Below are 26,998 nucleotides of genomic sequence, written 5' to 3'. Positions count from 1 at the left end.
TGAGAGACGACATGAACGCTTCAGACCCGCTGGTCATGCCCGCCCGCGTGCCAAGTCCCGCCAAGCCCGCGGCCTCAACCAGGCCGGGAGCCAAGTGGCTGCTCGAGCACCGGGTGCAGCCGGTCGGGCCGGAGTCGGGCGAGGAGCACGCGAAGCCGCACGCGTGGTGGAAGGTGATGACCCTGACCGGGGTCGACTACTTCTCCACCTTGGCGTACCTGCCCGGCATCGCCGCACTGGCCGCCGGGGCTCTCTCGCCCTTGGCGACGCTGCTCATCGTCCTGCTGACCCTCCTCGGGATGCTGCCGATGTACTCCCGCGTCGCCAAGGAGAGCCCGCACGGCCAGGGGTCCGTGGCAATGCTGGAGGACCTGTTGCCGTTCTGGCGCGGCAAGGTCTTCGTGCTGGTCCTGCTCGGTTTCGTGGCCACGTCCTGGATCATCACCATCACCCTGTCCGCCGCGGACGCGTCGGTGCACGTCCTGGAGTCCCCGTTCTTCCCCGACGCCCTGCACGGGCACGCCGTGGCCATCACTGTGTTCCTCCTGCTGGTCCTGGGTGGGGTGTTCCTGCTCGGCTTCAGCGAGGCTGTCAGCGTTGCCATCCCGCTCGTGGCCGTGTTCCTGGCCCTGAACGCTGTGGTCGTCGTCAAGGGCATCGTCGAGGTCTTCACCACCGACGGCGCCCTGTCCGCCTGGACGTCCGCCCTGTCAGACAGCGGCGGCCTGAGCGGGGCGATCGGGCCCGCCGTCATCGCGTTCCCGCTGCTGGTGCTTGGCCTGTCCGGGTTCGAGACGGGGGTGTCGATGATGCCGCTCGTCGCTGCCGACGGCGAGAACGCCAAGGAGAAGCTGGCCTCTCGGATTCGCAACACCCGCAAGCTCCTCGCAGGTGCCGCGCTCATCATGTCCGTCTACCTGCTGTCGACCAGCTTCGTCACGACGGTGCTCATCCCGGCGGAGGCGTTCAAGACGGGCGGGGAGGCCAACGGGCGCGCCTTGGCGTACCTGGCGCATGAGTTGTTCGGTGACGGGTTCGGCACCGTGTACGACATCAGCACCATCCTCATCCTGTGGTTCGCCGGCGCGTCCGCCATGGCGGGGCTGATCAACATCGTGCCCCGCTACCTGCCGGCCTACGGCATGGCGCCGGAGTGGGGCCGGGCCGTGCGCCCGGTGGTGCTTGTCTACACGGTCATCTGCATCGTCATCACCTTCGCGTTCGGCGCCGACGTCAACGCCCAAGCGGGCGCCTACGCCACCGGAATCCTGGCCATGATGGTCTCCGGCGCCGTCGCCGTGACCATCTCCGCCTACCGGCACGCCCAGAAGGTCGCGGGAGCGGGGTTCGCGGTCCTGACTCTCATCCTGCTGTACGCGCTGGTGGAGAACATCCGCGAGAAGCCGGACGGCATCGCCATCTCCGGGTTGTTCATCCTGGGCATCGTGGTGGTGTCGCTGGTGTCGCGAATCAGCCGGACCACGGAGCTGCGGGTCGATCACATCGAGTTCGACGAGGACGCGCGCCGATTCATCGAGGAGTCCGTCGCCCATGACGGTTTGCTGAACATCATCGCGAACAAGCGCCAGGCCGGCGACGAGGCCGAGTACGTCGCCAAGGAGGCCGAGCAGCGGTCCATGAACCCGGTTCCGGGCCGTTCGGACGTGCTGTTCCTGGAGGTCGACATCGACGACCCGTCCGACTTCGCTGACGTGCTGCGGGTGCAGGGCGTCGAGGTGGCCGGCTACCGGATCCTGCGGGTGGCGAGCCCGGCGGCGCCGAACGCCATCGCCGCCGTGCTGCTGGCCTTGCGTGACGCGACCGGGTTGCACCCGCACTGTCACTTCGAGTGGTCCGAAGGGTCCCCAGTCGTACACCTGCTGCGCTACCTGCTTCTGGGACGGGGTGACACCCCACCTGTGGTCCGCGAGATCATCCGCAAGGTTGAACCCGACCCGACCCAACGGCCCAGCATCCACGTCAGCTGACCGCTACCCGGGGCACGCGGCCACCCGCTCTGCCCACACCACGGACACGACCGTGGCCGACACCTTCGGCATGGTCACCAGGAACACCAACTGGCAGCTGGCCAGCAAGCTGAAGCTGAACTTCCCCACACACCTTCTGACGGTTGGCGGTCAGTCGGCGCGGCCTGGCACAACCGCAGCATCGACCAGTGCTTGTGCCGAAGCCTTCGCTGCCTCAGGCGCGTCAGGGCTGGCGTCGAGGGCGCCGCTGGCCAGCCCGCCGTCGAGCAGCAGGGTGAGAGAGCGAGCCAGGCTGTCGGGGTCGCGCGCCCCGGCCTGCTCGGCCAGCCCTCGCACCCACGAGAGGACGGCCGCCTTGTGGGCCACGGTCCGGTCGTGGACCGGGGTGCCCGGTTGCGACTCGGCCGCGGCGTTGATGAACGCGCAGCCGCGGTAGCCCTCCCGGCGGCACGCGCTGCCCAAGGCGTCGAACAGGCCGACGAGCTGATCGGCAGGGTCGGGGCCGGCTGCTGCGGCTGCGTCGTGGAGCTGCCCGGACCACACGTCGTCGACCTTGCCCAGGTAGGCGACCACGAGGTCGTCCTTGGCTGGGAAGTGCTTGTAGAAGGTCGCCTTGGCCACCCCCGACTCGGCGATGATCAGGTCAACCCCCACGGCCCGGATGCCGCGGGCGTAGAACAGCGCGAAGGCGGAGTCCAGGATGCGCTCGCGAGCAGCGCTGGGGCGCGTCGGGGTGGCGATGGACATCGGGCTCCTCGTGCGGCGGTAGGGGCGTGTCACAGCATACCTTGCAAGTAGACAGATCTGTCTGTTAGGTTCCGTGGCGAGGTAGACAGATCTGTCTATGAAGCACGCAACCGCTTCCAGGAGTCATCATGAACATCGCAGTCCTCGGTACCGGCATGGTCGGACAGGCCCTCGCAGGCCGCCTCCTCGAGCTCGGCCACGACGTCGTCGTCGGCACCCGCGACCCCGAGGCCACGCGCCTCCGCGACGAGGCCGACGGCATGGGCAACCCGCCGTTCAGCACCTGGCTCGCAGCACACCCTTCGGCCGGACTGGCCACGTTCGCCGACGCCGCCGGCGCGGCAGAGCTCGTCGTCAACGCGACCAGCGGCTTTGGCGCCCTCCCCGCCCTCGAGGCCGCGGGTGCCGACAACCTGGCGGGTAAGCCGATCCTCGACATCTCGAACCCGCTCGACTTCTCGGCCGGCTTCCCTCCCACCCTGTGGGTCAAGGACACCGACTCGCTCGGCGAGCAGATCCAGCGCGCCTTCCCGCAGGCGCATGTCGTCAAGACCCTGAACACGCTCACCGCCGCGCTGATGGTCAACCCCAAGGACCTCGGCCAAGAGTCGTCGGTCTTCGTCTCGGGTAACGACGAGGCGGCCAAGGCGACGGTCACCGAGCTGCTCAAGAGCTTCGGCCACACCGACGTCATCGACCTCGGCGACATCACCACCGCGCGCGGCACCGAGATGCTGCTGCCCGTCTGGCTGCGGCTCATGGGCGCCCTTGGCACTGCCACCTTCAACTTCAGAATCGTCCGCTGAAGTTGTAACCGCCGCACGGCCGGGGTTCGACGATGGAGCACACGGCCGCAGAACCTGGAGCGAACAGCTCGCGCGGCAGCCCAACGAGCGCTCCTGACATCACACGTAGGACCGCACACGAATGACGAAGCGTCCCCTGCCCGACAATGCGGGCAGGGGATGCTGTGGTGCAACCGTCTTGCCATGTGACCGCTAGGCGGTGTGTCCCCATCGCACCCCGAGCTCGCCCCTCAGGACGAGGGCCAGGGGCCTACCGAGCCGCGTTCGATGAGCTCGGTCGGCAGCCGTCGATGCGCCACCGCGCCCCCTGCTCCCTCGATGCGTGACAGCAGCAGGCGGCACGCCGCCACCCCGATCTCGTAGGTCGGCTGGGCGACGACAGTCAACGCCGGGCTGACCAGGTCAGCCCACTCGGTGTCGTCGAAGCCGAGCAGGGACACGTCCTCCGGGCAACGAATCCCCGCGCGCGCTATGGCGTGGAACGCCCCGAGCGACTGCATGGCGTCGAAGGCGAGGATCGCCGTGGGCCGGTCCTCCAGCGCCAGCAGCCTGGCCGTCTCAGCCTCCCCGTCCTCGCGTCGGTAGCCACCGGAGGAGATCAGCTCCGGTCGGATCGGGACACCTGCCGCCGTCATCGCGTCGCGGAACCCGGCCGCGCGGGCGCCGACAGTCGTTGCCGACGCCCGCTCGACGCCCTTCATGTCGGGACGCAGCATGCGTTCCAGCATCGCGTGCGTCCCACCGGTGAGGATCGCGATGTCGCGGTGGCCATGGGCCAGCAGGTGCTCGGTGGCAGTCCGCGCGGCCTTGCGGTTGTCGATGCCGACGGTGTCGGCCTGCAGGCCGGCCACGCTCCGGTCCAGCAGGACCACCGGTATGCCGGCCGCAATCACTTCGCTGAGATGTGACCTGTCGCCGCCGTCCGCCGGGCACACCACCAAGCCGTCAACTCGTCGCTCCGTCATCACCCTGACAGCGGTCTCCTCCTTGTCGAGCTCCTCGTCGGTGTTGGCCAGCAGCACCTCGAAACCCTGAGCCCGCGCCGTGTCGGCGATGCCGCGCAGTGAACGACGGAAGAAGGGGTTCTCGATGTCTGACATCACGACGCCGAGGGTGCGCGTCGACCCGGTGATCATGCTGCGCGCGAGGCTGTTGGCTCGATAACCAAGCTGTTCCGCGGCGGCCAACACGCGTTCCCGGGTGCTCTCGCGCACCGAGCCGTAGCCGCCGAGCGCCCTGGCGGCGGTGGCAGTGGAGACCCCCGCTTCACGCGCGACATCTGGCACCGTGGCGATGCCGCGCGGTTCCACGCTCCTGCTCACAGCGCTCCTTCGAATGCGTGTCATACCAACGGTTTTGGCGGTCTGTCGAGTCATCCGGTATGCCGGTCGGTCGCCGCGAGCGCGCGGGTCCGGGTGACCCGTCCGCGGCTCACCACCGCCGACTTCCTGGCCTGACCTTAGCCGGTGTCGGACTGCCTTGGCGCAGGGGATCTGACCAATTTCCGGGAAACCTCTTGACAGGAGCCGAGCGGATTGAGAACGTTCTCACCCATCAGGTTGAGAACGTTATCAAAAGCGAGCCACTCGCGGATTGGAACCAGGAGCACCGATGACCGAAACCCTTCCCCTCAAGCCGATCGACGCCGACATCGTCGACAAGCTGACGGCCACCGTCGCGGAGCGCGAGGCGATCGCGACCGTGGTCCGCGACGTCGTGGAGCGCGGGCTGCGCAACGTCTACTTCGTCGGCGCCGGCGGCTCCATCATCTGCAGCTACCCGGCCCACTACCTGCTCCAGCAGAAGGCGTCGTTCCCGGCCTTCCAGGTCCAGAGCGACGAGCTGAACACCGCCGTCCCCGCACTCATGGGTCCCGGCTCACTGGTCGTGCTGGCGTCCTACACCGGCACGACCAAGGAGACGGTCGCCGCCGCCAAGACCGCCAAGGCCACCGGCGCGACGGTCATCGCCGCCGCCAAGCCCGGCAGCCCCCTCGCCGAGGCGGCTGACAAGGCGTTCACCGGCAAGAGCGACCTGTTCGAGCTGGTCGTCGCCTTCGAGCTGCTCGCCGCCACCGGCGCCGAGCTGGACACCGACGCCGTCGACCAGGCCCTTGCTGCACTGCCAGGCGCCGTCCGGCACGCGGTCGAGCAGGCCGAGCCGGAGCTCGCCGACATCGCCGACGCGTTCAAGGACGAGCCGATCACGTACGTCCTGGGGTCCGGCCCCAGCTACGGCTGGGCCTACGGCCTGGCGATGTGCTTCCTTCAGGAGATGCAGTGGAAGCACGCCGCGGCGTTCAACTCCGGTGAGTTCTTCCAGGGCGCTTTCGAGATGGTCGACGACGACACCGCCGTCCTGCTGTGGGTCGGCGACGACGCCTCGCGGCCCATGGGGGAGCGGGCCAAGAGCTTCCTCGACCAGTACTGCAAGAAGGCGCAGTACGTCGACGTGCGCGACCTCGAGCTGCCCGGCATCCCCGAGTCCGTCCGAGGCGACGTCTCGCCGATCGTCGTGGGTGCGCTGGCCAACCGCCTCGCCCAGCACTACGAGTCGGTCCGCGGTCACGACCTCGAGACGCGTCGCTACATGTTCAAGGTCGAGTACTGAGCATGACCGCTGACCTGCTCAACTTCGACCCGGCCCGCTACCTGCGCATCCAGACGGGTGCCGTGGGCCTTGCCGAGCAGATCGACGCCGTGGTGGCTGACGCCCTCGGCTCCGGCGTGACCAACGTGGTCTTCGCCGGAGCCGGCGGCGCGGGCATCCTCATGCAGCCCGCCGCCGCGCTGCTCCGCGACCGTTCGACCTTCCGCGCAGACGTCGTGCTGCCGGCCGAGCTCGTCCTGACCGGCTCGGCCACGGTGGGTCGTGACACCTTGGTGGTCATCCCGTCCCTGTCCGGAACCACCGCCGAGAGCATCGCGGCCCTCGAGTTCGTCAAGGCTGCCGGCGCACGGGTGCTGGTCCTCACCGGCCACCCCGACACCCCGCTGGGCATCAAGGCCGATGTCAGCCTCGTGAACTTCGCGGAGGACGACACGTCCTGCGAGTCGTTCTACCTCCAGTCGCTCCTGCTGTCGCTTTCGATCCTGACGCGCACGGGCGTGCTCGAGGACCACGCAGCCGTCGTCGCCGAGCTGACACGTCTGCCCGAGCTCCTCCTCGACGCCAAGGGCGCCTTCGAGCAGCGAGCGTCCGCGTTCGCCGAGGCGATCGCGGCCGACCCGTGGCACATCGTCACCGGGTCGGGCACCACGTGGCCCGAGGCCTTCTACTACGGCATGTGCATCCTGGAGGAGATGCAGTGGATCCGGACGCGCCCCGTGCACGCCTCGGACTTCTTCCACGGCACCCTCGAGCTCGTCGAGGCTGAGGTGAGCGTCATCCTCCTCAAGGGTGAGGACGCCACCCGGCCCCTGGCAGACCGGGTGGAGCGCTTCGTGTCGGGCCTCACCGAGAAGCTGCTCGTCCTCGACACGGCTGACGTGGAGCTGCCCGGGATCTCGCAGACCACGCGGGCCCTCGTGTCGCCGGTCATCCTGGCTGCCCTGCTCGAGCGGGTCAGCGCCCACCTCGAGGTGCTCCGTGACCACCCGCTGACGACCCGCCGCTACTACCGCCGCATGGCGTACTGAAGGACGGCCTCATGAACGTCACCCTGCTCACCCTCGGCGACAACGTCGTCGACCGGTACCTCGAACGGGGGGTGCTCTACCCCGGAGGAAACGCGGTCAACGTGGCCGTGCACGGGCGTCGGTGCGGCGCCGGCGCGGCATACATCGGTGCGGTTGGCACCGACCTCGCCGGGCGCGCCGTCCTCGACGCCCTGGTGGCCGAGGGGGTGGACACCTCGATGCTGAGGATCGTGGAGGGCCCGAACGCCTCGGCGGACGTGCGGGTCGTCGACGGGAACCGCGTCTTCGACCACGGGGACCCCGGTGTGTCGAGGTTCCTGCTGACGTCGGCGGACTTCGCTGCCGTCGCAGCGGCGACCATCGTGCACACCGGGGAGTGCTCCATGGTCGAGGGCCAGCTGGTCGACATCTCCGCCGCGGCGCCACGGCTCTCGTTCGACTTCTCCGAGCGCCCGCAGGACTACATCGTGGAGTACGCACCGCTCGTCGACATCGCCATCCGCTCACTGCCTTTCGCCACTGTCGCCGAGGCGGTCGACGAGGCCCGGCGCATCCGGGACCTCGGTCCGAGCCTCGTGGCGGTCACGATGGGCGCCGGCGGTGCGGTGGCACTCCAGGGCGAACAGGTGGTGCACGCCCAAGCACCGGCCACTCCCGTCGTCGACACCCTCGGAGCCGGGGACGCCTTCATCGGCCGGCTCCTCACCGGCCTCATCGCCGACACCCCGCTCCCGACGCTCCTGAGCGCCGCGACGGCATACGCCTCAAGCACCTGCGCCACCTTCGGCGCCTTCGGGTACGAGACCTCACTCGAGGGACTCACTGCACCGCTCAACCCCATCCACAAAGGAGTGGACCTCACATGAAGCACACCACGCGCAGCGCATCCTTCGCCGTGCTCGCCGCCGCGACCGCGGTGGCCCTGGCCGCCTGCGGCGCGCCCGGGACGGCCAACCCTGGTGCGGGAGGAGCCAGCAGCCAGAGCCTCACCGCACCAGCCGAGAAGTCGGGCACCATCACCATGGTCACCAAGTTCGCCGACCCCAAGTACGCCCCGTACTTCGAGAGCGTGACCAAGGCCTACGAACAGGCCAACCCCAAGGTCACCATCAAGCTCGAGCAGGTCGGCGACCAGCCCTACAAGGACAAGATCCGGGTGCTCTCGGCGTCCAAGCAGCTGCCCGACATCTACTTCTCGTGGGCCGGTGACTTCGCCAACAAGTTCGTCCGTGCCGGTCTGGCCGCCGACCTGACGTCGGTCATCGGGCCCGACACCGAGTGGGGCAAGACCTTCTCGCCGGCCGCCCTCAAGGCGTTCGAGACCAAGGGCAAGAACTTCGGTGTGCCGATCGACCTCGACGCGAAGTACCTGGCCTACAACAAGGCAGCCTTCACCAAGGCCGGGATCAGCGGCGCCCCCGCCTCCCTCGAGGAGCTCATCGTGGCCTGCGACAAGCTGAGGACGGCGGGCTACACGCCCATCGCCTTCGGCAACCAGTACGGTTGGCCCGCGATCCACTACATCACCCAGCTCAACGCGTACAACGTCGCACCAGCAACCCTCGCCAAGGACTACGACCCGGCCACGGGTGCGTTCACGGATCCCGGCTACGCCAAGGCGGTCGACCAGTTCAAGGACATCGTCACGCACTGCTCCAGCAAGGACGCCAACGGCGTCTCGCACGAGGCCGGACAGGCGAACTTCCTCAACGGCAAGGCCGCCATGCACTACCTGGAGTCGGTCGAGTTCCAGGTGCTGACCGCCAAGGGCGGTGCCCCGAAGGAGCTGGCCGACAACTGGGACTTCATGCGGCTGCCCGCACCCCAGGGGGCGGCCGGTGACGTCGGAGCCCTGACGGGCGCACCGGACGGGTTCATGGTCAACGCCCAGAGCAAGAACGCGGCGCTCGCCGTCGACGTCCTCAAGTTCATGACCACCCAGCAGAATGCCGCGAAGCTCACGGCTGACATCGGCTGGCTGAGTCCCGTCCAGGGGTCGGCGACCTCGGCGAACTCGTTCCCGCAGCTCCAGTCAGCACTCGCCGACATCAGCAAGGCCAACCAGTTCGCGATCTGGCTCGACACGGTGACCAACGCGGAGGTGGCCAACGCCTACCTCTCCGGCATCGAGGGCGTCATCTCCGGCTCGAAGACGAGCAAGGACGTCATGACCGGCGTCCAGGAGGCCGCTGCCAAGGCCAAGAAGCAGGCTGGCTGACCTCACCCCCAGGTGGGGCGGGCGGATCATGGGACCTGCCCGCCCCACTGACCGAGGACCACCCGGTCCGACCTCGACACGGTCGGTCAGCGTCGACCGACCAACGCCCACCCGAGGAGGGCATGACATGAGCACCACGTTGATGCGATGGCGGTCGCTGGCCTGGGTCCTGCCCGCGCTGGTCCTGCTGCTGGTCTTCGTCTACTACCCGATCGTCGACAACCTGCGGCTGAGCCTGTTCTCCTGGAACGCGTTCTCGGTCGCGCCGACCTTCGTCGGGCTCGACAACTACCGCACGGCGTTCCACGACCCGATCTTCTGGACGGCACTGCGGAACAACACGGTGTTCGCGATCGTGTCACTGGTCTTCCAGGTCGGGTTCTCGCTCGTCCTGGCGGCCCTGCTCGAGGAGTTCGTGCACGAACGACTGCGGGGCATCCTCCGCACGATCTACTTCATCCCCGCTGTCATCTCGATCACCGTCGCGGGCATTCTCTTCTCGTTCCTCTACAACCCCGAGATCGGGCTCGTGAACCGCCTGCTCGGAGCAGTGGGGCTCGAGAGCTGGCAGCACTCGTGGCTCGGGGAGCCCGCCACCGCCATGGGCAGCATCATCGCGATGAGCCAGTGGCAGTCCATCGGCTACACCGCGATCTTGTTCGTTGTCGGGATCCAGCGGATTCCCAAGGAGTTCCACGAGGCTGCGAAGGTCGATGGCGCTGGCCCGATCCGGAGGTTCTTCTCGGTGACCGTGCCCATGGTCCGCGAGATGACGACGCTCATCATCATCCTCACCGTCTCCGGCGCCTTCCTCGTGTTCAACGAGGTGATGGTCATGACCGCAGGTGGGCCCTCGAACTCCAGCCAAGTGCTCGGCACCTGGCTCTACCGCAACGCCTTCCTCAACGACGACATGGGATATGCGTCCGCCATCGCCACGGTCATCTTCGTGATCACGCTCGCGATCGGCGCCGTCCAGATCGTCGTCAGCCGCCGACGGAGGATCCAATGGTGATGTCCGCCTCCAGCCCGACCCCGACCCCGAGCCCGACCCCCACCCCCACCCCCACCCGCCGGAAGGCGGCGAGTTCGACCCCGGCCACGTCGGCGGACACCCCGGCAGTGCGGAGGTCGACGCGGGCAGCTCGTCGCGTCGGAGCCCGCGCAACGCGCCTGGCCGTGTGGCTCGGGCTCGCACTGCTCGTCGTCGCGGTCTTCTATCCCTTGCTGTGGATGGTCTTCAGCAGCTTCAAGAGCAACCAAGAGGTCTTCGCGAGCCCATGGGGCCTGCCGGGCGAGCTGCGCTGGGGCAACTTCGGCAGGGCCGGCAGCGCCGGGGTCGTGCGCTACTTCGTCAACAGCGTCCTGGTGACGTCCGCCTCGATCCTCACCACGGTCCTCCTCAGCGCCTGGGCTGCCTATGGGCTGGTGCGTCTGCGTGTCCCCTTTGGGGGGACGATCCTCGGGCTCCTGCTCGGCGGGCTCATGCTCGCACCGACCGTGGCGCTCATCCCCCTCTTCGGCCTGCTGCAGCGGCTGCACATCTACGACAGCTACTGGGCACTCATCGTGCTCTACACCGCCTTTCGCATTCCCTTCACCACCTTCCTCATCCGGGCCTACATGATCGACATCCCCTCCGAGGTCGACGAGGCGGCCACGTTGGACGGATGCTCGCCCACCCAGGCGTTCTGGCAGGTCATCCTGCCGATGTGTCGACCGATCCTCGTCTCCGCGGCACTGTTGCAGGCGCTCTTCGCGTGGAACGAGTTCGTCTTCGCCCTGGTCTTCATCAGCACCGGAGACCTCAAGACGCTGCCGGTGGGGCTGATGGACATGCAGAGCAGGCTGCTCACAGACTGGCCGGTGCAGTTCGCCGGGCTGACCATGGCCGCGCTGCCCATGATCGTGCTGTTCCTCATCGGCCAGCGACAGTTCCTGCGCGGGCTGACCGACGGCATCGGCAAGTAGCGCCCCGTACACCCCTCCGAGACTGAAAGGGCCGCGTGGCTGTGGACCTGGTCATCTTCGACTGTGACGGCGTGCTGGTCGACTCCGAGCCGATCGGGGCGAGGATAGGTGCCACGGTTCTGACGAGCCTCGGGTGGGAGCTCAGCGCCGACCAGGTGATGGAGCGGTTCCTGGGATGCTCGGAGGCGTACTTCCAGGCGGAGGTCGAGCGGGAGCTTGGTCGACCGCTCCCTGTCGGCTGGGACGACGAGTTCGAGCACCTCTACGACGCCGCCTACGCCACCGAGCTCGAACCGGTCGAGGGCATCGTCCCGCTGCTCGACGAGCTGACCGAGCGGGGCATCGCCACCTGTGTGGCCTCCAACGGCAGCCACGACAAGATGCGGCGCACGCTGGGCGCGACGGGACTGCACGAACGCTTCCAGGGACGGATCTTCAGCGCAGAGGACGTGCCACGCGGTAAGCCCGCACCGGACCTCTACCTCCACGCGGCCCGCACCATGGGAGTGGGGCCGAGCGAGTGCGTGGTGGTCGAGGACAGCCCGCCCGGTGTCGCAGCGGCGCGGGCAGCAGGCATGCACTGCATCGGGTATGCCGCCTTCACGCCGGCCGAGCGCCTGGCCGGTCCGGGGGTCACGGTGTGCTCGACGATGGCGCAGGTAGGGGACGAACTGCAGCTCGCAGCCCGCCTCGGCAGCCGCTCAAGTGGGGCCTAGCGGGAAACTGGCATGAACTCCGCGATGCTGCCGTAAGCACGCATCGCACGGATTCGTTCACCGACAAGGTCATAGGCGACGCAGTAAGGGATTCGGCCATCTCCAGTGGCAGCCGCGCCGCTGCCTTCGATGTAGGCGGCTCGCTCAGCGAGCACGAGTTGGGACGTCTGCAAGTCCTGGAGTCGAGCGTGGAGGACGTTGATCGCGTCCTGAACTGCCTCGGGTCAGCAGTCACTGCTCTCTCCATCGCTCCTGAAGATCGTCGGATTCTCCTGCCAAGTCTGTCCCTGGTCTCGAGATCGGCGGCCACCAAAGGGCCCAGCTACCAGCGTCTCCCTCAACCTCTGATGGGCGTGGCGTGCTGGATGCAGGTTCGTGCGGTTGGTCTGGCGTCCAGCCGCGCGGCGGGAATGGGTTGGTGGCACACCTCACAGATCCCGTAGCTACCCTGCTTGAGTAGGAGCATGGCGGCCTCGATGCTGGCGAGATGGTCCCGCGCCCCCTCAATGAGCGCCGCCAATTGTGAGCGTTCGTAGGCGATGGTTTGACCCTCGGGGTCGTGCTCGTCATCGGCATTCGAGTCCGCGGATGCGGCGAAGAGGGATTCGAGATCCGTTGTCATGCTTGCAAGTCGGGCGCAGACTTCGTCCCGCTCCCCGCGCAATCGCTCAGCAGCGGCCCCAAGCTCAACCTCCGGCCTGGTGCCATCGGGGGCGCGTTCGACTGAGGAATCGTCAGGTGGGCGGCCCATCTCCACAGCCTCCCCCAACGAGTCATCCGACGCCATCGCCATCAGCGGGTGGGTTGGAGCACCGCCCGAGTGGTGCAGTCGGATGTTGTGCCGCAGGGGCGCCCGGGTGTCAACAGCCGGGCAGCTTGAAGCTGGCGATCCGAGTCGTCCATCCGTTTCCGTTGGGTGCCGACGCCGCGCTGGCCGCGGTGTAGTACTCGTTGACGTACCAGAACGTGCAGTCGTCGACGGGGTCCACGGTCAGGTCGGAGTAGTCGCCCCAGCGCGAGTTGGCTGTGGTCTGGGCTGCGGTCCCGTTGACGATGGTGCCTTCGCCCAGTGGCATCTGGCCGAGCGGGTCAGCCGCCATCCGCCCTGTGTACCGAATGCCCGGAAACACATTGGTGCCGTTGACCACGCTGTAGCCGAGCCCGAAGTTTCCGTTCTTGTCGGCCGCGATGCTCCCCATCCACCGGTGGACGCCGTCGGCGGGCGCGTAAGTGCCCTGCTGGCGCACGCTGTAGATGCCGTTGGTGCGCCGGATCTCATACCAGCGCACGCCGGCAACCCCCGGCATGGCCTCGACCGACTGGTTCGTCAGCAGTGACTCAGAGGTTCCGAGGTTGCGGTAGGCCAGCCGGAAGGTCGGCCGCTGTCGGTAGGACAGGATGTCGAGGTACTGCGCCGTGTTGGTGATGCCCGGCTGGGGGAGGCAGTCCCTGGAGCCGAAGCCACCGATACACGGGAAGTCCGAGTCGAACGAGGCGACAGGCAGCTGCGTCTTGAGGACCATCGACGCCGTCGGGGTCGAGCGCCACTTGACGTCGAACTCCCAGATGTTGAGCGCGTCGAAGGTCGCCCCATAGGGAGCGTTGTCGTCCTGGGTTCCTACGATCGGCGCGGGGGCATCGTTCTTGGGCTTGGCCTTTCCGTCCACGTCCGGTGGCAGCAGCCCGTCGCCGATCAGGTTGAGCGGCACGGCGCTGTCGGTCATCAGGAAGCTCACCGCACGCGCGCCTGGATCGCCCAGGATCATCTTGTTGCGCTCGAGCCCGTAGACGCCGATGCCGTAGATGCTCGGATCGAGAATGCCGAACTCGCGGGTGGTGATGATGTACGAGTCCTTCCACACGCCGTACTTGGGGTAGTCGGGGAAGTTGAACCCGGTGGTAAACGCGTAGCGGTAGTACGAGCCGGTCGGGTCAGGACTCGTCGAGACGGCAACGCAGTTGTAGAACTGGTTGAGCGGCTCGTCCGGGTAGTCGATCCCGCGCGTGGTGAACTGGGTGAGGATCCAGCGGTCGGCCACCTGGTCGTACATGACCACCGGGTCACCGGACGGCTCCGTGCACTCGTCGATCGGGAAGTTGTTCCACAACGTGCCGGTGTCCACGGGTCCCAGCAGCCGCGTGCCGTTCTTGGAGTAGACCGCGAAGACGAGGTTGACGATCTCCACGTAGTGGTTCGGGCCGACCTCACCGTTGGGATCGGGTGGGTTGACCCTGCCGCCGAAGACGTTGAAGTTGTCCTGGTTGCTCAGACCTTCGAAGTTTGCCTGGGTGCCCGGGATGGCGAGGGCGCTGGGCGAGGCGTCGGACTGCAGCGCCCCGTCGGCCGCGCTGCCACGGGTGATAGCCGACCTCAGGTTCGGGTCTCGGCCCACCACGTCGGGCCGCGCTGCGCCGTGCTTGGCGGCCTTTGCCAGTTCACGAAGTGACGGCGACACGTCGAACGCCGCTGCGTTCGTGAACTTCGGCTTCAGCTTCTCGGGCGCCTTCGCCGAGGCGGCCTGTGTCGCGGCCCCGGGCAATACCAGGGCTGCGACGAGCGCAGCCGGGACGAACAGCCATAGCGGCCGACGGACGAAGTGCGGAGCGGCGTTCATCGACGATCCTCCCGATCCAGCCTGCCAGCGCATCCTCCCGCGAAGGGATGACCCGCACCTCCAGCAAACTGCGTAGCTCTGGCCCACACTCGCGCTCACCGGTCTCGATGACAGTTCAATCGATCGCTGAACCGTGCATCCGTCAGACGCCCAGCCGACCACACCTTTGACTCGAGGGGTGGATCCTCGACCAGCGCCTCGCCGCAGCCAAAGCCGACCTGGCACTTCGAGGCTCACTTCCGAGCCACGTAGGGCTTACCCACACCGACTGGCGCGTCGCCAACGGCTCGCCGACGTAACCCGGATTCCACTCACTTTCGACTGTTCGATGAGTTCTTCCGTCTCGCCCGCGAAGGTCGGGTCAACGCCAGGGGGATGCCCTCGCTCCCGATCACCGCTCGACTGGGTCCCGCTCACGACATGTACCTGGCGGGTCCGCCCGTGCCTCTGCATCGCACTGTCTTTCGGGTGCTAGCAACGACGGACAGACTGCTTCACCGTTCTGGCTCCTGAGCGGCCAGAACGCGGGGGTATGACGCGGCGTGCAGGACTCGTCCAGCTGTCTTATCAATGAATCATCGGATTCCCAAGCGCTAAGCCAACGGGCACCCGTAGCCTCGATCCATGCCCGAGGAACCTCGCCCGACGTACGTCCTCGTCGACGGGGAGAACATCGACGCCACCTTGGGCTCCATGTTGGGACGGCGTCCCCGCCCTGAGGAACGTCCTCGGTGGGAGCGTCTTCTGGAGTTCGCGCGGGAGCGATGGGGACATCCCGCGAACGGTTTGTTCTTCCTTGCCGCGAACGGCGAGCTTCCGATGGCCTTCGTGCAAGCCTTGCTTGCGATGGGTTATCGACCAATTGCGCTTTCCGGCGACAGTGCCGTGAAGGTTGTAGATGTCGCCATCCAGCGCACCCTTCGAGAACTTCGCAGTCGAGACGCGGATGTGCTCTTGGTCAGCAATGACGGGGATTTCGTCGAGCAAGTGCACGACCTGCTCGACGGCAGACGGGTGGGCGTCGTCGGCTTCGTCGAGTTCCGAAGTCTCGCATTCTCGGAACTGCGCGAGAAAGGGCTCGAAACCTTCGACCTGGAGTACGACGTACGGGCCTTCAACGAACGGATGCCACGCGTCCGCATCATCCCCATCGAAGAGTTCGACCCGACTCAATTCCTGTAGATCCCAGAGGAGCCGGTCTGCGATGCCAGTAGGCATCAGGGATCTCGCGGCGGGCGACGAACCGGCCGGCCTCCTCATCGAGGGAGGCGACGGCGGCCGCGAGCTCCTCCCGGGCCTGCTCACCCGCGGCGTCCAGGCCCTCAAGGTCCCAGACGCCCCACTGACGCAGCATCGGGGCCACGATGTCGTCGTGGTGGATGCGCAGGTCGTAGATGCCAGCCATGGCCATCTGCACGGCTTTGCGTCCGAACCCGGGGATTATCGAGCCGGGCATCTGGAACGTCACGACCTCGTCGGTGATCGCCCGCATGGTTTGGCTCGGCGTCAGCTCCAGCGCCGCTTGGACGAGGTTCCGGTAGAAAATCATGTGGAGGTTCTCGTCCTTGGCGACCCGCGTGAGCAGCTTCTCGGCGATGGGCTCTTCCGTGTAGCGGCCCGTGTTCCTATGCGAGACACGGGTGGCCAGCTCCTGGAACGAGACGTAGGCGCAGAGGTTCAGCAGCTGCTTGTCGCCCGAGTCGTAACCGGTCTCCATCGTGTCCATCCGGGCCCGCTCGAGCTCGTTGGGGTCGACGCCTCGGGTGACGAGCAGGTAGTCACGGATGCAGAACGCGTGTCGCCCTTCYTCGGCGGTCCATCGGTTGACCCAGGTCCCCCACGCGCTGTCGCGGCCGAAGGCCTGGTCGATCACCCGGTGGTAGCTGGGCAGGTTGTCCTCGGTGAGGAGGTTGACCTCCAGCGCCGTCCGGGCGATCGGCGAGAGCTGCGACTGGTCCGGCGACCACGGGTCGCCGCCAAGCTCGGCGAAGTCGCGGCCGCGCGACCACGGGACGTACTCGTGCGGCATCCAGTCCTGAGCGGCTTCGAGGTGACGGTTGAGGTTCTCCTCGACGGTCGGCTCGAGGGCGGCGAGCAACTGGGCGCTGTCGAGTGCGGCGGCCACGGGGTCCTCCTCGTTGACGAGCGCGCAGGTCGCGCCCACCCCTGCTTACACCCTCCGAGCTCGCCGATACACAGTTGTGAGCAGGCCGTGATGGCCGAACGCCCAAATTCGTCAGTCGGTGGACGGCGGGACGAGCGCCTGGCAGCTTTAGATCGATGCGGGCGAAGTCGTCGGACGTCGCGTTGAGCGCTTCCACGGGCATGCCAGCTGCACACGCCAACGTCGCCTCGGCAGGGAAGGACGCACGCGGCGGTTAGACGCACGTCGTCGTCGTGCAGCCTTGGGGCTTGGAACGCTTCCTGAAGTGCCGTACCCATGGGGCAGCGCCGCTTCCGCCGAGCGGGTACGACCGGCCTCTGTTACGTTCCGATGATGGTCAATGTCGTTGATGTGATTGAGAACCCGGTCACCGGGGAACGGATCACGTTCGTGCGGACGAGCGAACAGACCGGTGGTGCGCTCGCGGAGCTGGACCTCGAGTTGAGCCCCACGGCCTTCTTGGCAGCGGAGCACATCCATCGTTCGCAGGAAGAGAAGTTTCACGTCCTTGAGGGCCGCATCCTGCTGCGGTGTCGCGGTGAAGAGTCGCTGAGCGGCCCAGGGGACACCGTGGTCGTGCCTGCGGGCGCCCCGCACGCGTGGGCGCCGCACGGCGGCGCGGCGGCCAGAGTGCGCATCACCTTCACTCCAGGGGCCGGCATCGAGCAGTTCTTCGATGAGTTCTTCCGTCTCGCCCGCGAAGGTCGGGTCAACGCCAGGGGGATGCCCTCGCTCCCGATCACCGCTCGACTGGGTCTCGCTCACGACATGTACCTGGCCGGTCCGCCCGTGCCCCTTCAACGCACTGTCTTTCGGGTGCTAGCAACGACGGACAGGCTGCTTCACCGTTCTGGCTCCTGAGCGGCCAGAACGCGGCGGAAAGGCGCAACCCCTGGATCGCAGCAAAAGGGTGCCTTGCGTTGAACACCTTCAGGAAGTCGGGTAGACGATCGACGGAAGGTGACTGCGCGTTGCCAACGCGGCAGCATCCTGCTTGAAGGCGCTGGATCGGCCGCGCAGGTTCAGGTCCGGCAACATCATCGCCGTGCCCACTGCTCTCTCGTAATCTCGAACCGGAAGCCACCACGCTCCGCGCCCTCGACGCCCTGCATGTCGTCGGGCGTGGGGATCGACTCGACGACCGACATGCCGACCTTCTCCATCACTCGCTGTGAGGAGACGTTCAGCGCCATGGTCTCGCCCCAGATGGTGCTGACATCCAGCTCCGAGAAGCCTTTGTCCACAAGGGCATTCGAGCCCTCGGTCGCGTACCCCTTCCCCCATGCGTCCCGGCGGAGCCTGTAGCCGAGCTCGACCTCGTCCAGCGGACCGGTGCGCTGCGGGCGCAGGCAGAACCAACCGATGAAGGCGCCGGTCTCCTTCTCGTAGGCCGCGAACAGGCCGAACCGACCGTTCCACCGCTCATACGCGGCGAGGAGGCTAGGGATGACCTCGTCACGAACGACGTCGTCCGACAGCGACGGCTCGCCACCGGTGAGGTACCGCATCACTGCCGGGTCACTGTCCAGCTCGATCAGCAGGTCCGCGTCCTGCGCTGTGAACTGGCGCAGCACCAGGCGCTCGCTCTCGAGGTAGTCGCTCATGCTGGAAGCATGCCCAGGGCGATCCGCATCGCCAAACGAGTTTCGGTCGGGCCGGCCCTTCCCCGGTCCCTCGCAGGTAATGGCTGGAGCTATCGGGCACTGGTTCGCGGCGGAATGACGCATCCCACCGGTGGAGGCTTCTCCGCATTTCTCCTGTTCGCCTTCGGCTACCGGTTCTTTGACGGACTAGGGAACCGCGTCGCGCTGGGGTGAGGGATAGCGGTCGCCTGCTGCGTCATCAACTGACTCGAGCCAGGAAAAGGGTCACTCCTGGGGTCGTGAGCGTGCATCCCCTGGGGCAGTATCTGCGCACCTCGGCGGCCACGATGCCGTGCTCTACGACATGCAGGTTCGTGCCGCACTCGGGGCACGGCGTCACAGTGACTCGCACATGGTTGGGCATGTGCACGAAGCTACTTCGTAGGCGGGACAGAAGCCCCCCATAGATGCAGTAGCCCGTCCCCACACCATCTGACATAGACCGTGCCCACGACGACTAGGCAGACACGTAGGCCCGGGGACCGAAGCTCTCTGTGATGGAAAGTCGCAAGGAACTGCCCGACACAGCTGTGAAGCCGGCTCAAACAGCCCGAGAAGGTTCCACCGTTCGGATGAGTCCGTGTCAGCTAGATAGACGATGAGCTATCACCCGAACGGCCTGTATATTTGGGGCAATCGGGACAGTGAGGGATCTGGCTTTACCAAGCCTTTACGCGATGATGACTGCTTCTTGACCAGGCACTAGTGTTCGAGATGTGCCCGCAGGACGATCTTGGGGAAGGTCGCCTCGGGGCCAAACAGGGGGTAGGGCTTTGGCTGGTCTGGTCGCTGCAGGGGGATCGCGACCAGACCAGCCAAAACCCGAAATGGGGAAGATCCGCAGCCGCTGAAGGTCTGGCGAGGGACATGCGAGTCCATGTCACCTCCCCGCCAAGTGGGCTTGGGCACCGGATCGCGGAATGCTAGGACGGTGACTTCAAAGTCGTCCACGGACGCCTCGGCGCCGCTCCAGTCTGGCGCGCAACCATCCGTGTGGCTGAAGCACAGTTTCGCCTTGGCAGGCCTGGCGTAAACTGAACCGGCGGACATGCGCGGGCCGCGGTCGAGCTGGCTGGATCGTGGGGAGGGCCGATGGCGGACAACTTGTTTGAGGGATTCTTCATCGTCGCGTTCGCGGTCGGAGTCGTGTCGTTTCTGTGGTTGGCGATTGCCGGAGTGGTGTCGCGCCACCGCGATCACCGGACGGCAGAGGAGCGGTGGGCTGACGATCACGGGGACGAAGACCCCGACAAGGTGAAGCTGTATGGCGGGCCGAGCTGGACTGGTCCTGGTCCAGGCTTCTGATCTCTGACGGCAACCAGGCCTCTGGCAGGTTTCTGGGTGAAGCCATGTCGGTGATGAGGCCGCCGTCGGGGGTGGGTCGCTCAGTCGTAGTGCTGCAGGGTCGGCCACAGGGCGGCCCACCCGGTGGAAGGGACTCGGCATAGGGCGACCACGCTGCCCTGCTCCTCGTTGTCGACCCCGACACCGTTGTCCATGGTGCCCATCCACTGACAGTCGTCGAAATGCCTGTTCAGGTCCGCGAAGTCCTCGGTCCAGGCGAGCACGACGTCACGGTTGTGGGGCGGCGGCCCTTCGAAGTACAACTCGTTCTGACCGCTGAAGACAGGGGGCAGGTCGCGCCCGTATCGCGCGACGGCTCCTGCCTCACCGTAGTTGCCGGTGAAGACCACCACTCTGGGGCGCTGCCCGGTCGGGATCCGCTGATAGGCGGCACGCAACGTGTCGACGTATGCCGGCCAGCCGACTTGGTCGCCGATCGTCGGGTTCAGTGCGGCTTGGACGCTGACGTGTGACAAGGGTAGGAGCGGCAGCGCGATGAACGCGTTCACGGTGCCGTTGAGGGCGACCGCAGCGACGAGCAGCCAGGTGGGGCCTCGGTCAGTCGCCCAGCCGGCGGCCAGGACGAACGCAAGCAGCCCGAAGGCGTAGTAGATCTGCCCCCCGGCCAAGAAGGTGACGGCCAGCGCGACCAAGGTAGCCAGCGCTAGGCCACGCAGCGGCCTCCAGGCGGAACGGCGCAGCAAGGAAACGAAGCCGAGGACTACGACCCCGAACAGGGGTGGCCCGATCAGCAGAACCTGGTAGGGGATCAGCTGTGCTCGGACGTCGCTGGCGTTGTTGTGGTTCAGCGCGCGAGCCATGGTCAGCTGCGGGAAGTGATGGGTCGCCTGGTAGAGCAGTGTGGGCGCGGCCAGCACAAGGGCGATGACCACTCCGGCGAGGAGATGGTGTGAGCTGAGGACCGACCGTGGTCCCAGACCCAGGATTCCGGCCGCCAGGGATAGCAGCAGGATCGCGACGAGCAGCTTGTTGTCGGCTGCGACGCCGAGGACGGCTCCCGCAGCGAGCCACCACCGGGAGTCGCGCAGCAGCGCGCGAGTCACCGCCAGCAGTGCGGCCGCCCAGAGGGTGAGGTCGATGGTGCCGGTGACGAAGTAGTGGCCGCCCAACAACGGCAGCGCAGTGGAGGCGTAGCCCCAGGCGGCCAGCCCCTGAGCGCGGCGACTTCCGCCGAGCTCACGCGCGGTCAGGGCCGCCAGCACGACACCTACGGCGGTGACAAGTGGCGCCAGTGCCCGCAACCCGAAGACCGTGTCACCAAACAGGCGGATCGACACTTTCGCCAACAGCGGAGTGAGGAACGGCTGGTCTACGTAGCCCCATCGCGGGGGCAGCATCCGGAAGTACAGCTCGTCGCGGTGGTAGCCGTATCGCGACAGGGTGGCGTAGAGCAGGGCGCAGACAACGGCTACCGCCGCCGCGATCCAGCGCCATGGTGGGGGCGTCAGGTCGGTGACGATCGCATCACCGCCGCCGTCTGCCGACCGTGCCCCACCCGACCAGGACGTCATAGCCATACTCGCCTCGCCGCCTAACGGGTTTCCGGCGCAGAGCCTAACCGGCACAACCGAGTCCTGCGTCGTCCGGACGCGCCGAGCTCACGCTCCCCACGGCGATAGCTCGCCGACGGGCGGCCAGGGCCGCCGGATACCCCTCCTCCACCAAGCCGTCCCGGCGCTCAAGCTGATGCTCACCCGACGGTCAGCGAATGCCTGTGTCGCAGGAAATGTCGACCTTCGAATACGCACCGGCCCCGACTCGCGCGTCCTTCCGCTCGCAGGACATGCCGGCGTCGGCTGTGACGACGTACTTCCCCGGTGCCACGGCGACGCGGTAGTTGCCGTCCGCGTCGGTCGTGGTGCGCGCCACCACTTCGCCACCGGCATACGAGTCGCCGGGCCGCTGCTTGGCAACGGTGACCTTCGAGCCTGCGGCCGGCTTGTCTTCGCATGGGTCACCCTCGGTCTCGACGGGGCACTGAGGCCCCAGGTGGACGCGGCCAATAACGCCCGACTGGTCGAGAGTCGTCCCAGAGCTATGGTCGCCGCAGCCGGCGAGAAGCAACCCGGTTAGGGCAACGGTGAGTACTCCACCTACGCGCACGTCGATGAGACGTTCAAGCGCGCACTGACGCTCCACGAACGAGGTCCGTGCCGGCGACAAACCGCGGGGCGCCTCAACAATGCAGGCGAGCGAATGCGGGCGGATTGACGCACCCCCGCCGGTGGCGACGACGTACCCAGTCGCGATCACGGATACTCGGACGTATGGCCCCCTGTAACCCTGTGCTCCGGCCGTTCACTCACCACGGCCAGGGCCGGTAGCAGAGTGGACGTTCGCGTCGGGCTGTGTGGGTGGACGGTCTCCCAGTCGTCGTATGCGCGTCGCTTCCCCGTGGTCGAGGTGCAGCACACGTTCTACGATCCGCCAGCGGACGCCGTGCTGACGCGCTGGCGGAGCGAGGTGCCGGCCAGTTCCGAGTTCACCATGAAGGCATGGCAGGTCGTGACCCACGAGTCCAACAGCCCCACCTACCGACGACTCAAGAAGCCTCTGCCGGACAGCGCACGCGATCAGGTCGGCGGCTTCCGGACCACGCCCCAGGTTCTCGCGGGCTGGCAGCGCACCCTCGAATGCGCCCGGATCCTGCGAGCCACTGCCGTGCTGCTGCAGTGCCCGAAGAGCTTTAACCCGACGACCGAGAACGTCGCCCGGTTGCGGACCTTCATGGGGCAGGTCGAGCGGCCAGCGGGGCGGCTGCTCTGGGAGCCGCGGGGTGAGTGGCCCACGAACTTGCTCATCGAGCTGTGCGCCGAGCTGGACCTGGTGCACGTCGTCGACCCCATGCAGAGCGAGACCGTGACGCCAGAGCAGACCTACTACCGGCTGCATGGGACCACGGGCTGGCGGCACGTGCATACCGATGACGAGCTGCGCCGGCTGCGCGACCTGGTCGAGGGCCGGCCCTCGCCGTACGTGATGTTCAACAACATCCCCCGCGCAGGCGACGCCGACCGGTTCATCAGCCTGCTTCGTCATCAGGGTGCGTGACCGCGGCAGGTTGGCCAGAGGCGGACCGCGTCAGTGCAGCGGCAGAGGCGGCTCGGCCCACCATGGGCGCTCGTCGTGGTTGATCCGAACGACCCACTTGACCCAGTGGAAGCCGCGGCGACCAGGGACCACCAGGCGGACCGGCGACCCGTGGGCTGGGGAGAGACTTTCGCCGCTGATGCCGGTTGCCAACAGGAGCTTGTCGGTCAACGGAAGCCGTCGCGAGTATCCCGTCGCGCTGGTCACCTCGACGGTTCCCTTGGCCTCCGGTGGCAGCAGTCGGCTCAGGCGCACACCCGACCACTCCTGCTCGGTCCACCACCCGCCCGTGCAGTCCAGGACCCCCACCTGCCGGTCGTCCCACTGGGCGAGCTCAGCCAGTGACCAGTCTCGCGACGAGCCGCCCGTCGCCACGGTCAACCGCCAGCGCGCTGCGTCGAGAGTGGGCACCTGGTCGAACAGCCACGACGTGGCAGGGATCGCGGTGACTGCGGACGAGGTGAGCTGGAACGACCCGGTCGGACGACGTATGCCGGGCTGCGCCGTGAGCGCGCCGGTCGCCTGGACGCTCGCCTCGAGCGCGGCTGCCACGGAGGTCAGCACGGTCAGTCGCACGAACGAGCGACGCGACAGGTCAGTCCGGCGCGGGCGGACCCGGCGCTGCCGCGCGTGAGCAACCGTGAGGACCCCGGCCAGGACGCCGGCACCCACATGCACCTGCATGGTCGTCAGGGGCGAGCTGGCGAACAACACGCCGGCCACGTGGGCGACTCCCGTGATCACGGCGAGCAGCACGCCGAACCACAGAACTATCGACGTGACCCGCCCACGCCGCCCCGGCCGCCGTAGCCCTCTTCGGACGACCATCGACTTCCATGGCACGAGCACTACCACCAGGAGCGCGACGACTCCGTGGATGATGGCGACCGGCCAAACCGGCCCACTGCCCAGCACGAACATCATGAACCCGGTCGCGACCGCCAACGGGACCGCGACGAGCAGGGTCAGGTTGGCCAGTCGACTGCTCATCGGCGTCGGGCCGGGCCCTTCCACTTGAAGTGGACGAAAATTCGGCCGTGGTTGTCCGCGTCCTTCTCGACCCGGTGATAGAGAGCGCGGATCTCCTTCTGGTCGAGGAAGCGCAGCACCCGCTTCTTCAGCGCCCCAGACCCCTTGCCCGGGATGATCTCCACCAGGGGAGCCTTCTTCGCCACGGCTTCGTCCATGACGGCACGCAAGGCGCGGTCGATGTCCGTGCCGCGGTTGTAGATGGCATGCAGGTCGAGCGAAAGCTTCACCCTGCCATCCTGCACCCGACCCTCGCGGTCGACACCATCCCCGGCTGCCCGACCCCTTCTGATGAGCGATCCGCAGATGCCCGCCTCGCGGCGGCAAGTCGCGCGTTGGTAACTCAGGGTCGCGACGGCGTGGTGTTGGGCCAGACGTCCATGGTCGACAGGAAGGACTCGAGGAGCTTGCGGGCGCCGCCGTACGGCCTGACGGAGTTGTCCCACTCGGGGCGCCACACCGCGACGATGGTCATCGCATCGGCGGGGTAGTTTCCGCCGCTGAAGAACGCCTGGACGTTGTCCTTGAAGGGGACCAGCAGTCCCGGGTGGCAGTCCCGCTTCTCGACGCACAGCTCGACGGCCCGGTCGGCGATCCCGTTGCAGGGCGAGTTGCCTGACTTCTTGCAGAAGTCCTCGGCAAACGCCACCAGGTAGGCAGTGGACTCCTCTTTGGTGTCGGGGTCGATCGGTGCGGCCCAGGCACTGACGCGGACGTCGCCCTCGGGTGAGTCCTGGGGAGCCAAGAGGTGGTCCTGCGCGGAGCCTTTCCAGTCCTTGACGTTGGCCTGCCAGGTCCACTTCCGGGTCGCCGCGTACGGGATCCATTCCGAGGGGTAGCGGATGGTCAGGTCGTACACGCTCGACCTGAACGTCAGCATGGACGGCATCGTGAGGGACGGCTGTGGGGCCGGTGTCGTGTTGGCCGGTTCGGGCGCGCTCGTGTCGCGTCCACCGACAAGGGCGGTCGCGGTCACGAGGACCAGGGCGGCTGCCGCGGTGGCGGCCACGGAGGCCACACGGATCCGGTGCGCGCGGGCAGTCGAGCGCACCGCCGCGACGTCGACCTGCGGCGCGACGACCTCGTTCGCGATGTGCTGCATCGCCTGGGTCAGACGCTGGTCCAAGGTCATGACATCGCCTCCTTCGCTGGTCGGGCTGACTGACGGGCGGGCTCGCCCAGCAAGGCAGCCAGCCGCCGGGCCGCAGCGTGACTGTGGCTCTTGACCGTGCCTGGGGCCATGGCCAGGGTCTCGGCGATGTCCGCCTCGCTCAGGTCCTCGTAGTACCGCAATACCGTCACGGCCCGCTGTCGCGGAGGCAGGCTCAGCACCGCCCGCCAGACCCATTCATGCTCCGCCACCTCGTCCACGCGGTCCCCCCACCACGGCTCATCTCGCGGCATCAGCGGCGCCTCGTGAGACGAGCGCATGCGCCACCACGAAATGGCCTGGTTCACAAGGATCTTCCGGGCGTAGGCGACCGGCCGTTCCATCGCATCGACCTTCGACCACCGCTGGTAGACCCGGACCAGGGTCGTCTGCAGGAGGTCCTCGGCGCGGTGGTAATCCCCGGTCATCAGATACGCGGTGCGGAACAACGTCGTGCTGTGAACACGCACGAAGTCGGCGAACCGGTCCTCTTCGCTATGCCGCATCACCCCTCCTCGAGGAAGGACCAGCTGAGTGGACCTTCTACCACCTCAACGCCGCGATGGAGCCGCCAGGTTCAGTCGTCAGAACCGCGAATTGATGCCGATGCCTCGCTCGGCGTCGCGGCGTCGTACGGGTACATCAGCCACAGCGCCTCATCCATGCATTTGGCGAGCGTAGCGACAAAAGCGCAGGTCACAGCCCAAGGCCGCATGCGGCGACCAGCGGTACGGGGAACGCTTTCAACCCCCCCATGCGCCCCCGGGCTGATCGCGGCCGTAAGCGGGCATTTCCGCCTACGAGCTCGGCGTCACCCGCGGCGTAAAGACGCACGTCCGCACTGCGGCATGAGCGGGTATCGGCGAGGCTGAGGCCAAACGCGATTGGGGAAGTGATGACGAGGAAACCAACTCTGTTCCTGACCGTGGGGCTACCAGGCACCGGGAAGACCACTGAGGCACGGCGCATCGAGCTCGAGGAGAAGGCTCTTCGTCTCACCAAAGACGAGTGGGTGAAGGCCCTCTACGGGCTCGCGAACCCGCCAGCGGCCTCTGACGTGATCGAAGGACGGCTCATCGGGATCGGGCTGCGCGCCCTCGGTCTCGGTACCAATGTCGTCATCGACTTCGGCCTCTGGGGTCGAGATGAGCGCTCTGCTCTACGTAAGGCGGCAGCCGACGTCGGTGCAGCGGTAGAGATGCGCTACTTCGAGCTCACGCCGGCCGAGCAGCGGCAACGACTTGACCGACGCCAAGACGAAGAGCCGCAAGAGACGTGGGACATGTCCGATCAGGAACTCGCCACATGGGCCACCATCATCAGCATCCCGACGCCCGGGGAACTAGACGGCAGCGAACCTGTTGACGACCCACCGGCAGGGTTTGCGACCTGGGACGAGTGGCGTAGGCATCGCTGGCCCCCGTCGATTCCCTAGCACCACATTCCAAGCTGCAGCCCATCGGCATGATCGATGCCGAGAAGGGGAAAGGACCCCACTCCGAGGGCCTGGKCGACATGCATGGACGCCATTGACCGTSGTTGCTCTGAGCACCCATCAGCGACACTAGGCCCCCTGGCGGGCCGCCAGCTTCGCCGCRCGCTCSTCGCGGCGGGCGACGAACCGGCCGGCCTCCTCATCGAGGGAGGCGACGGCGGCCGCGAGCTCCTCCCGGGCCTGCTCACCCGCGGCGTCCAGGCCCTCAAGGTCCCAGACGCCCCACTGACGCAGCATCGGGGCCACGATGTCGTCGTGGTGGATGCGCAGGTCGTAGATGCCAGCCATGGCCATCTGCACGGCTTTGCGTCCGAACCCGGGGATTATCGAGCCGGGCATCTGGAACGTCACGACCTCGCCTCG

The 26,998-nt window shown here is 67.2% G+C and carries 27 protein-coding genes; 14 read left to right on the top strand and 13 right to left on the bottom strand.

The annotated features are described in order from the left end of the window. The first annotated feature begins 11 nt into the window (after positions 1–11). Positions 12–1,988: an amino acid transporter gene (locus AC1DWP_RS18830; RefSeq protein WP_477616025.1), complete on the top strand. Its 1,977-nt coding sequence runs from the start codon at positions 12–14 to the stop codon at positions 1,986–1,988. Positions 1,989–2,138: 150 nt separating this feature from the next. Here the strand turns inward: AC1DWP_RS18830 and AC1DWP_RS18825 are convergent, their stop codons facing one another. Then, on the bottom strand, positions 2,139–2,735 hold the full coding sequence (locus tag AC1DWP_RS18825; protein WP_477616024.1) for a TetR/AcrR family transcriptional regulator: 597 nt from the start codon (positions 2,733–2,735) through the stop codon (positions 2,139–2,141). 128 nt (positions 2,736–2,863) lie between these two features. Here AC1DWP_RS18825 and AC1DWP_RS18820 point away from each other — a divergent pair, with 128 nt between their 5' ends. Then, a complete protein-coding gene (locus AC1DWP_RS18820; RefSeq protein ID WP_477616023.1) occupies positions 2,864–3,541 on the top strand; it encodes an NADPH-dependent F420 reductase in 678 nt (225 codons plus the stop codon). A gap of 230 nt (positions 3,542–3,771) precedes the next feature. On the opposite strand, the gene AC1DWP_RS18815 is transcribed toward AC1DWP_RS18820, so the two are convergent. Then, complete coding sequence (locus AC1DWP_RS18815; protein ID WP_477616022.1) at positions 3,772–4,863, bottom strand: LacI family DNA-binding transcriptional regulator; 1,092 nt, start codon at positions 4,861–4,863, stop codon at positions 3,772–3,774. A 289-nt stretch (positions 4,864–5,152) separates the two neighbouring features. Between AC1DWP_RS18815 and AC1DWP_RS18810 the strand changes: the two genes are divergently transcribed. The 7 genes from AC1DWP_RS18810 to AC1DWP_RS18780 all read left to right on the top strand — a co-directional run bounded on the left by AC1DWP_RS18810 (position 5,153) and on the right by AC1DWP_RS18780 (position 12,084). After that, complete coding sequence (locus AC1DWP_RS18810) at positions 5,153–6,151, top strand: SIS domain-containing protein (RefSeq protein ID WP_477616021.1); 999 nt, start codon at positions 5,153–5,155, stop codon at positions 6,149–6,151. A gap of 2 nt (positions 6,152–6,153) precedes the next feature. Further along, positions 6,154–7,179, top strand: coding sequence for an SIS domain-containing protein (locus AC1DWP_RS18805; protein WP_477616020.1), 1,026 nt, complete (start codon positions 6,154–6,156; stop codon positions 7,177–7,179). Between the two features lie 11 nt (positions 7,180–7,190). After that, entirely contained in the window at positions 7,191–8,045 is an 855-nt protein-coding gene (locus AC1DWP_RS18800) for a PfkB family carbohydrate kinase (protein WP_477616019.1), read from the top strand. Then, positions 8,042–9,397 carry an ABC transporter substrate-binding protein gene (locus AC1DWP_RS18795; RefSeq protein ID WP_477616018.1) on the top strand — a complete coding sequence of 452 codons (1,356 nt, stop codon included), beginning with the start codon at positions 8,042–8,044 and terminating at the stop codon, positions 9,395–9,397. The genes AC1DWP_RS18800 and AC1DWP_RS18795 overlap by 4 nt, the downstream gene beginning before the upstream one ends. Positions 9,398–9,524: 127 nt before the next feature. Continuing rightward, positions 9,525–10,412, top strand: a complete 888-nt coding sequence (locus AC1DWP_RS18790; RefSeq protein WP_477616017.1) for a carbohydrate ABC transporter permease — start codon at positions 9,525–9,527, stop codon at positions 10,410–10,412. After that, positions 10,412–11,368, top strand: coding sequence for a carbohydrate ABC transporter permease (locus tag AC1DWP_RS18785; protein WP_477616016.1), 957 nt, complete (start codon positions 10,412–10,414; stop codon positions 11,366–11,368). The genes AC1DWP_RS18790 and AC1DWP_RS18785 overlap by 1 nt, the downstream gene beginning before the upstream one ends. Positions 11,369–11,403: 35 nt before the next feature. Continuing rightward, positions 11,404–12,084, top strand: coding sequence for an HAD family hydrolase (locus tag AC1DWP_RS18780; RefSeq protein ID WP_477616015.1), 681 nt, complete (start codon positions 11,404–11,406; stop codon positions 12,082–12,084). A gap of 337 nt (positions 12,085–12,421) precedes the next feature. Here the strand turns inward: AC1DWP_RS18780 and AC1DWP_RS18775 are convergent, their stop codons facing one another. Together AC1DWP_RS18775 and AC1DWP_RS18770 are read right to left on the bottom strand one after the other, a co-directional pair. Further along, the gene (locus tag AC1DWP_RS18775; protein WP_477616014.1) at positions 12,422–12,706 is read right to left on the bottom strand and encodes a TraR/DksA family transcriptional regulator; all 285 of its coding nucleotides are present in this window, start codon (positions 12,704–12,706) and stop codon (positions 12,422–12,424) included. Positions 12,707–12,944: 238 nt separating this feature from the next. Beyond that, positions 12,945–14,699, bottom strand: coding sequence for a hypothetical protein (locus AC1DWP_RS18770; protein WP_477616013.1), 1,755 nt, complete (start codon positions 14,697–14,699; stop codon positions 12,945–12,947). A gap of 624 nt (positions 14,700–15,323) precedes the next feature. Here AC1DWP_RS18770 and AC1DWP_RS18765 point away from each other — a divergent pair. Beyond that, the gene (locus tag AC1DWP_RS18765) at positions 15,324–15,881 is read left to right on the top strand and encodes an NYN domain-containing protein (protein WP_477616012.1); all 558 of its coding nucleotides are present in this window, start codon (positions 15,324–15,326) and stop codon (positions 15,879–15,881) included. Here AC1DWP_RS18765 and AC1DWP_RS18760 read toward each other — a convergent pair. Continuing rightward, on the bottom strand, positions 15,841–16,824 hold the full coding sequence (locus AC1DWP_RS18760; protein WP_477616011.1) for an acyl-ACP desaturase: 984 nt from the start codon (positions 16,822–16,824) through the stop codon (positions 15,841–15,843). The two genes, AC1DWP_RS18765 and AC1DWP_RS18760, sit on opposite strands and share 41 nt — an antisense overlap. A gap of 372 nt (positions 16,825–17,196) precedes the next feature. Between AC1DWP_RS18760 and AC1DWP_RS18755 the strand changes: the two genes are divergently transcribed. Further along, entirely contained in the window at positions 17,197–17,724 is a 528-nt protein-coding gene (locus AC1DWP_RS18755; RefSeq protein ID WP_477616010.1) for a cupin domain-containing protein, read from the top strand. Between the two features lie 176 nt (positions 17,725–17,900). On the opposite strand, the gene AC1DWP_RS18750 is transcribed toward AC1DWP_RS18755, so the two are convergent. Further along, positions 17,901–18,467: a GNAT family N-acetyltransferase gene (locus AC1DWP_RS18750; RefSeq protein WP_477616009.1), complete on the bottom strand. Its 567-nt coding sequence runs from the start codon at positions 18,465–18,467 to the stop codon at positions 17,901–17,903. Between the two features lie 1,131 nt (positions 18,468–19,598). On the opposite strand from AC1DWP_RS18750, the gene AC1DWP_RS18745 reads away from it, so the two are divergent. After that, entirely contained in the window at positions 19,599–19,811 is a 213-nt protein-coding gene (locus AC1DWP_RS18745; RefSeq protein WP_477616008.1) for a hypothetical protein, read from the top strand. An 80-nt stretch (positions 19,812–19,891) separates the two neighbouring features. On the opposite strand, the gene AC1DWP_RS18740 is transcribed toward AC1DWP_RS18745, so the two are convergent. Continuing rightward, complete coding sequence (locus AC1DWP_RS18740; protein WP_477616007.1) at positions 19,892–21,388, bottom strand: glycosyltransferase family 39 protein; 1,497 nt, start codon at positions 21,386–21,388, stop codon at positions 19,892–19,894. Positions 21,389–21,572: 184 nt separating this feature from the next. Next, positions 21,573–22,124, bottom strand: a complete 552-nt coding sequence (locus AC1DWP_RS18735) for a carboxypeptidase-like regulatory domain-containing protein (protein WP_477616006.1) — start codon at positions 22,122–22,124, stop codon at positions 21,573–21,575. Between the two features lie 75 nt (positions 22,125–22,199). Between AC1DWP_RS18735 and AC1DWP_RS18730 the strand changes: the two genes are divergently transcribed. Further along, on the top strand, positions 22,200–22,922 hold the full coding sequence (locus AC1DWP_RS18730) for a DUF72 domain-containing protein (protein WP_477616005.1): 723 nt from the start codon (positions 22,200–22,202) through the stop codon (positions 22,920–22,922). Positions 22,923–22,952: 30 nt separating this feature from the next. Here the strand turns inward: AC1DWP_RS18730 and AC1DWP_RS18725 are convergent, their stop codons facing one another. The 4 genes from AC1DWP_RS18725 to AC1DWP_RS18710 all read right to left on the bottom strand — a co-directional run bounded on the left by AC1DWP_RS18725 (position 22,953) and on the right by AC1DWP_RS18710 (position 25,646). After that, on the bottom strand, positions 22,953–23,951 hold the full coding sequence (locus tag AC1DWP_RS18725) for a molybdopterin-dependent oxidoreductase (RefSeq protein ID WP_477616004.1): 999 nt from the start codon (positions 23,949–23,951) through the stop codon (positions 22,953–22,955). Next, positions 23,948–24,220 carry a Smr/MutS family protein gene (locus AC1DWP_RS18720; protein WP_477616003.1) on the bottom strand — a complete coding sequence of 91 codons (273 nt, stop codon included), beginning with the start codon at positions 24,218–24,220 and terminating at the stop codon, positions 23,948–23,950. The genes AC1DWP_RS18725 and AC1DWP_RS18720 overlap by 4 nt, the downstream gene beginning before the upstream one ends. 113 nt (positions 24,221–24,333) lie before the next feature. Then, complete coding sequence (locus AC1DWP_RS18715; RefSeq protein ID WP_477616002.1) at positions 24,334–25,122, bottom strand: hypothetical protein; 789 nt, start codon at positions 25,120–25,122, stop codon at positions 24,334–24,336. Further along, positions 25,119–25,646, bottom strand: coding sequence for a SigE family RNA polymerase sigma factor (locus tag AC1DWP_RS18710; RefSeq protein WP_477616001.1), 528 nt, complete (start codon positions 25,644–25,646; stop codon positions 25,119–25,121). The genes AC1DWP_RS18715 and AC1DWP_RS18710 overlap by 4 nt, the downstream gene beginning before the upstream one ends. A 389-nt stretch (positions 25,647–26,035) precedes the next feature. Here AC1DWP_RS18710 and AC1DWP_RS18705 point away from each other — a divergent pair, with 389 nt between their 5' ends. Beyond that, positions 26,036–26,575 (top strand): P-loop nucleotide/nucleoside kinase family protein, encoded by a 540-nt coding sequence (locus tag AC1DWP_RS18705; RefSeq protein ID WP_477616000.1) that lies wholly within the window; start codon positions 26,036–26,038, stop codon positions 26,573–26,575. A gap of 129 nt (positions 26,576–26,704) precedes the next feature. On the opposite strand, the gene AC1DWP_RS18700 is transcribed toward AC1DWP_RS18705, so the two are convergent. Next, positions 26,705–26,998 (bottom strand): acyl-ACP desaturase (locus AC1DWP_RS18700; protein WP_477615999.1); only part of this gene is annotated, 294 nt, incomplete at its 5' end.

This window comes from Pedococcus sp. P2_F6, assembly GCF_056403675.1.
The sequence above is the reverse complement of the archived record's forward strand: the minus strand, read 5'-3'. Positions and strand labels throughout refer to the sequence as shown.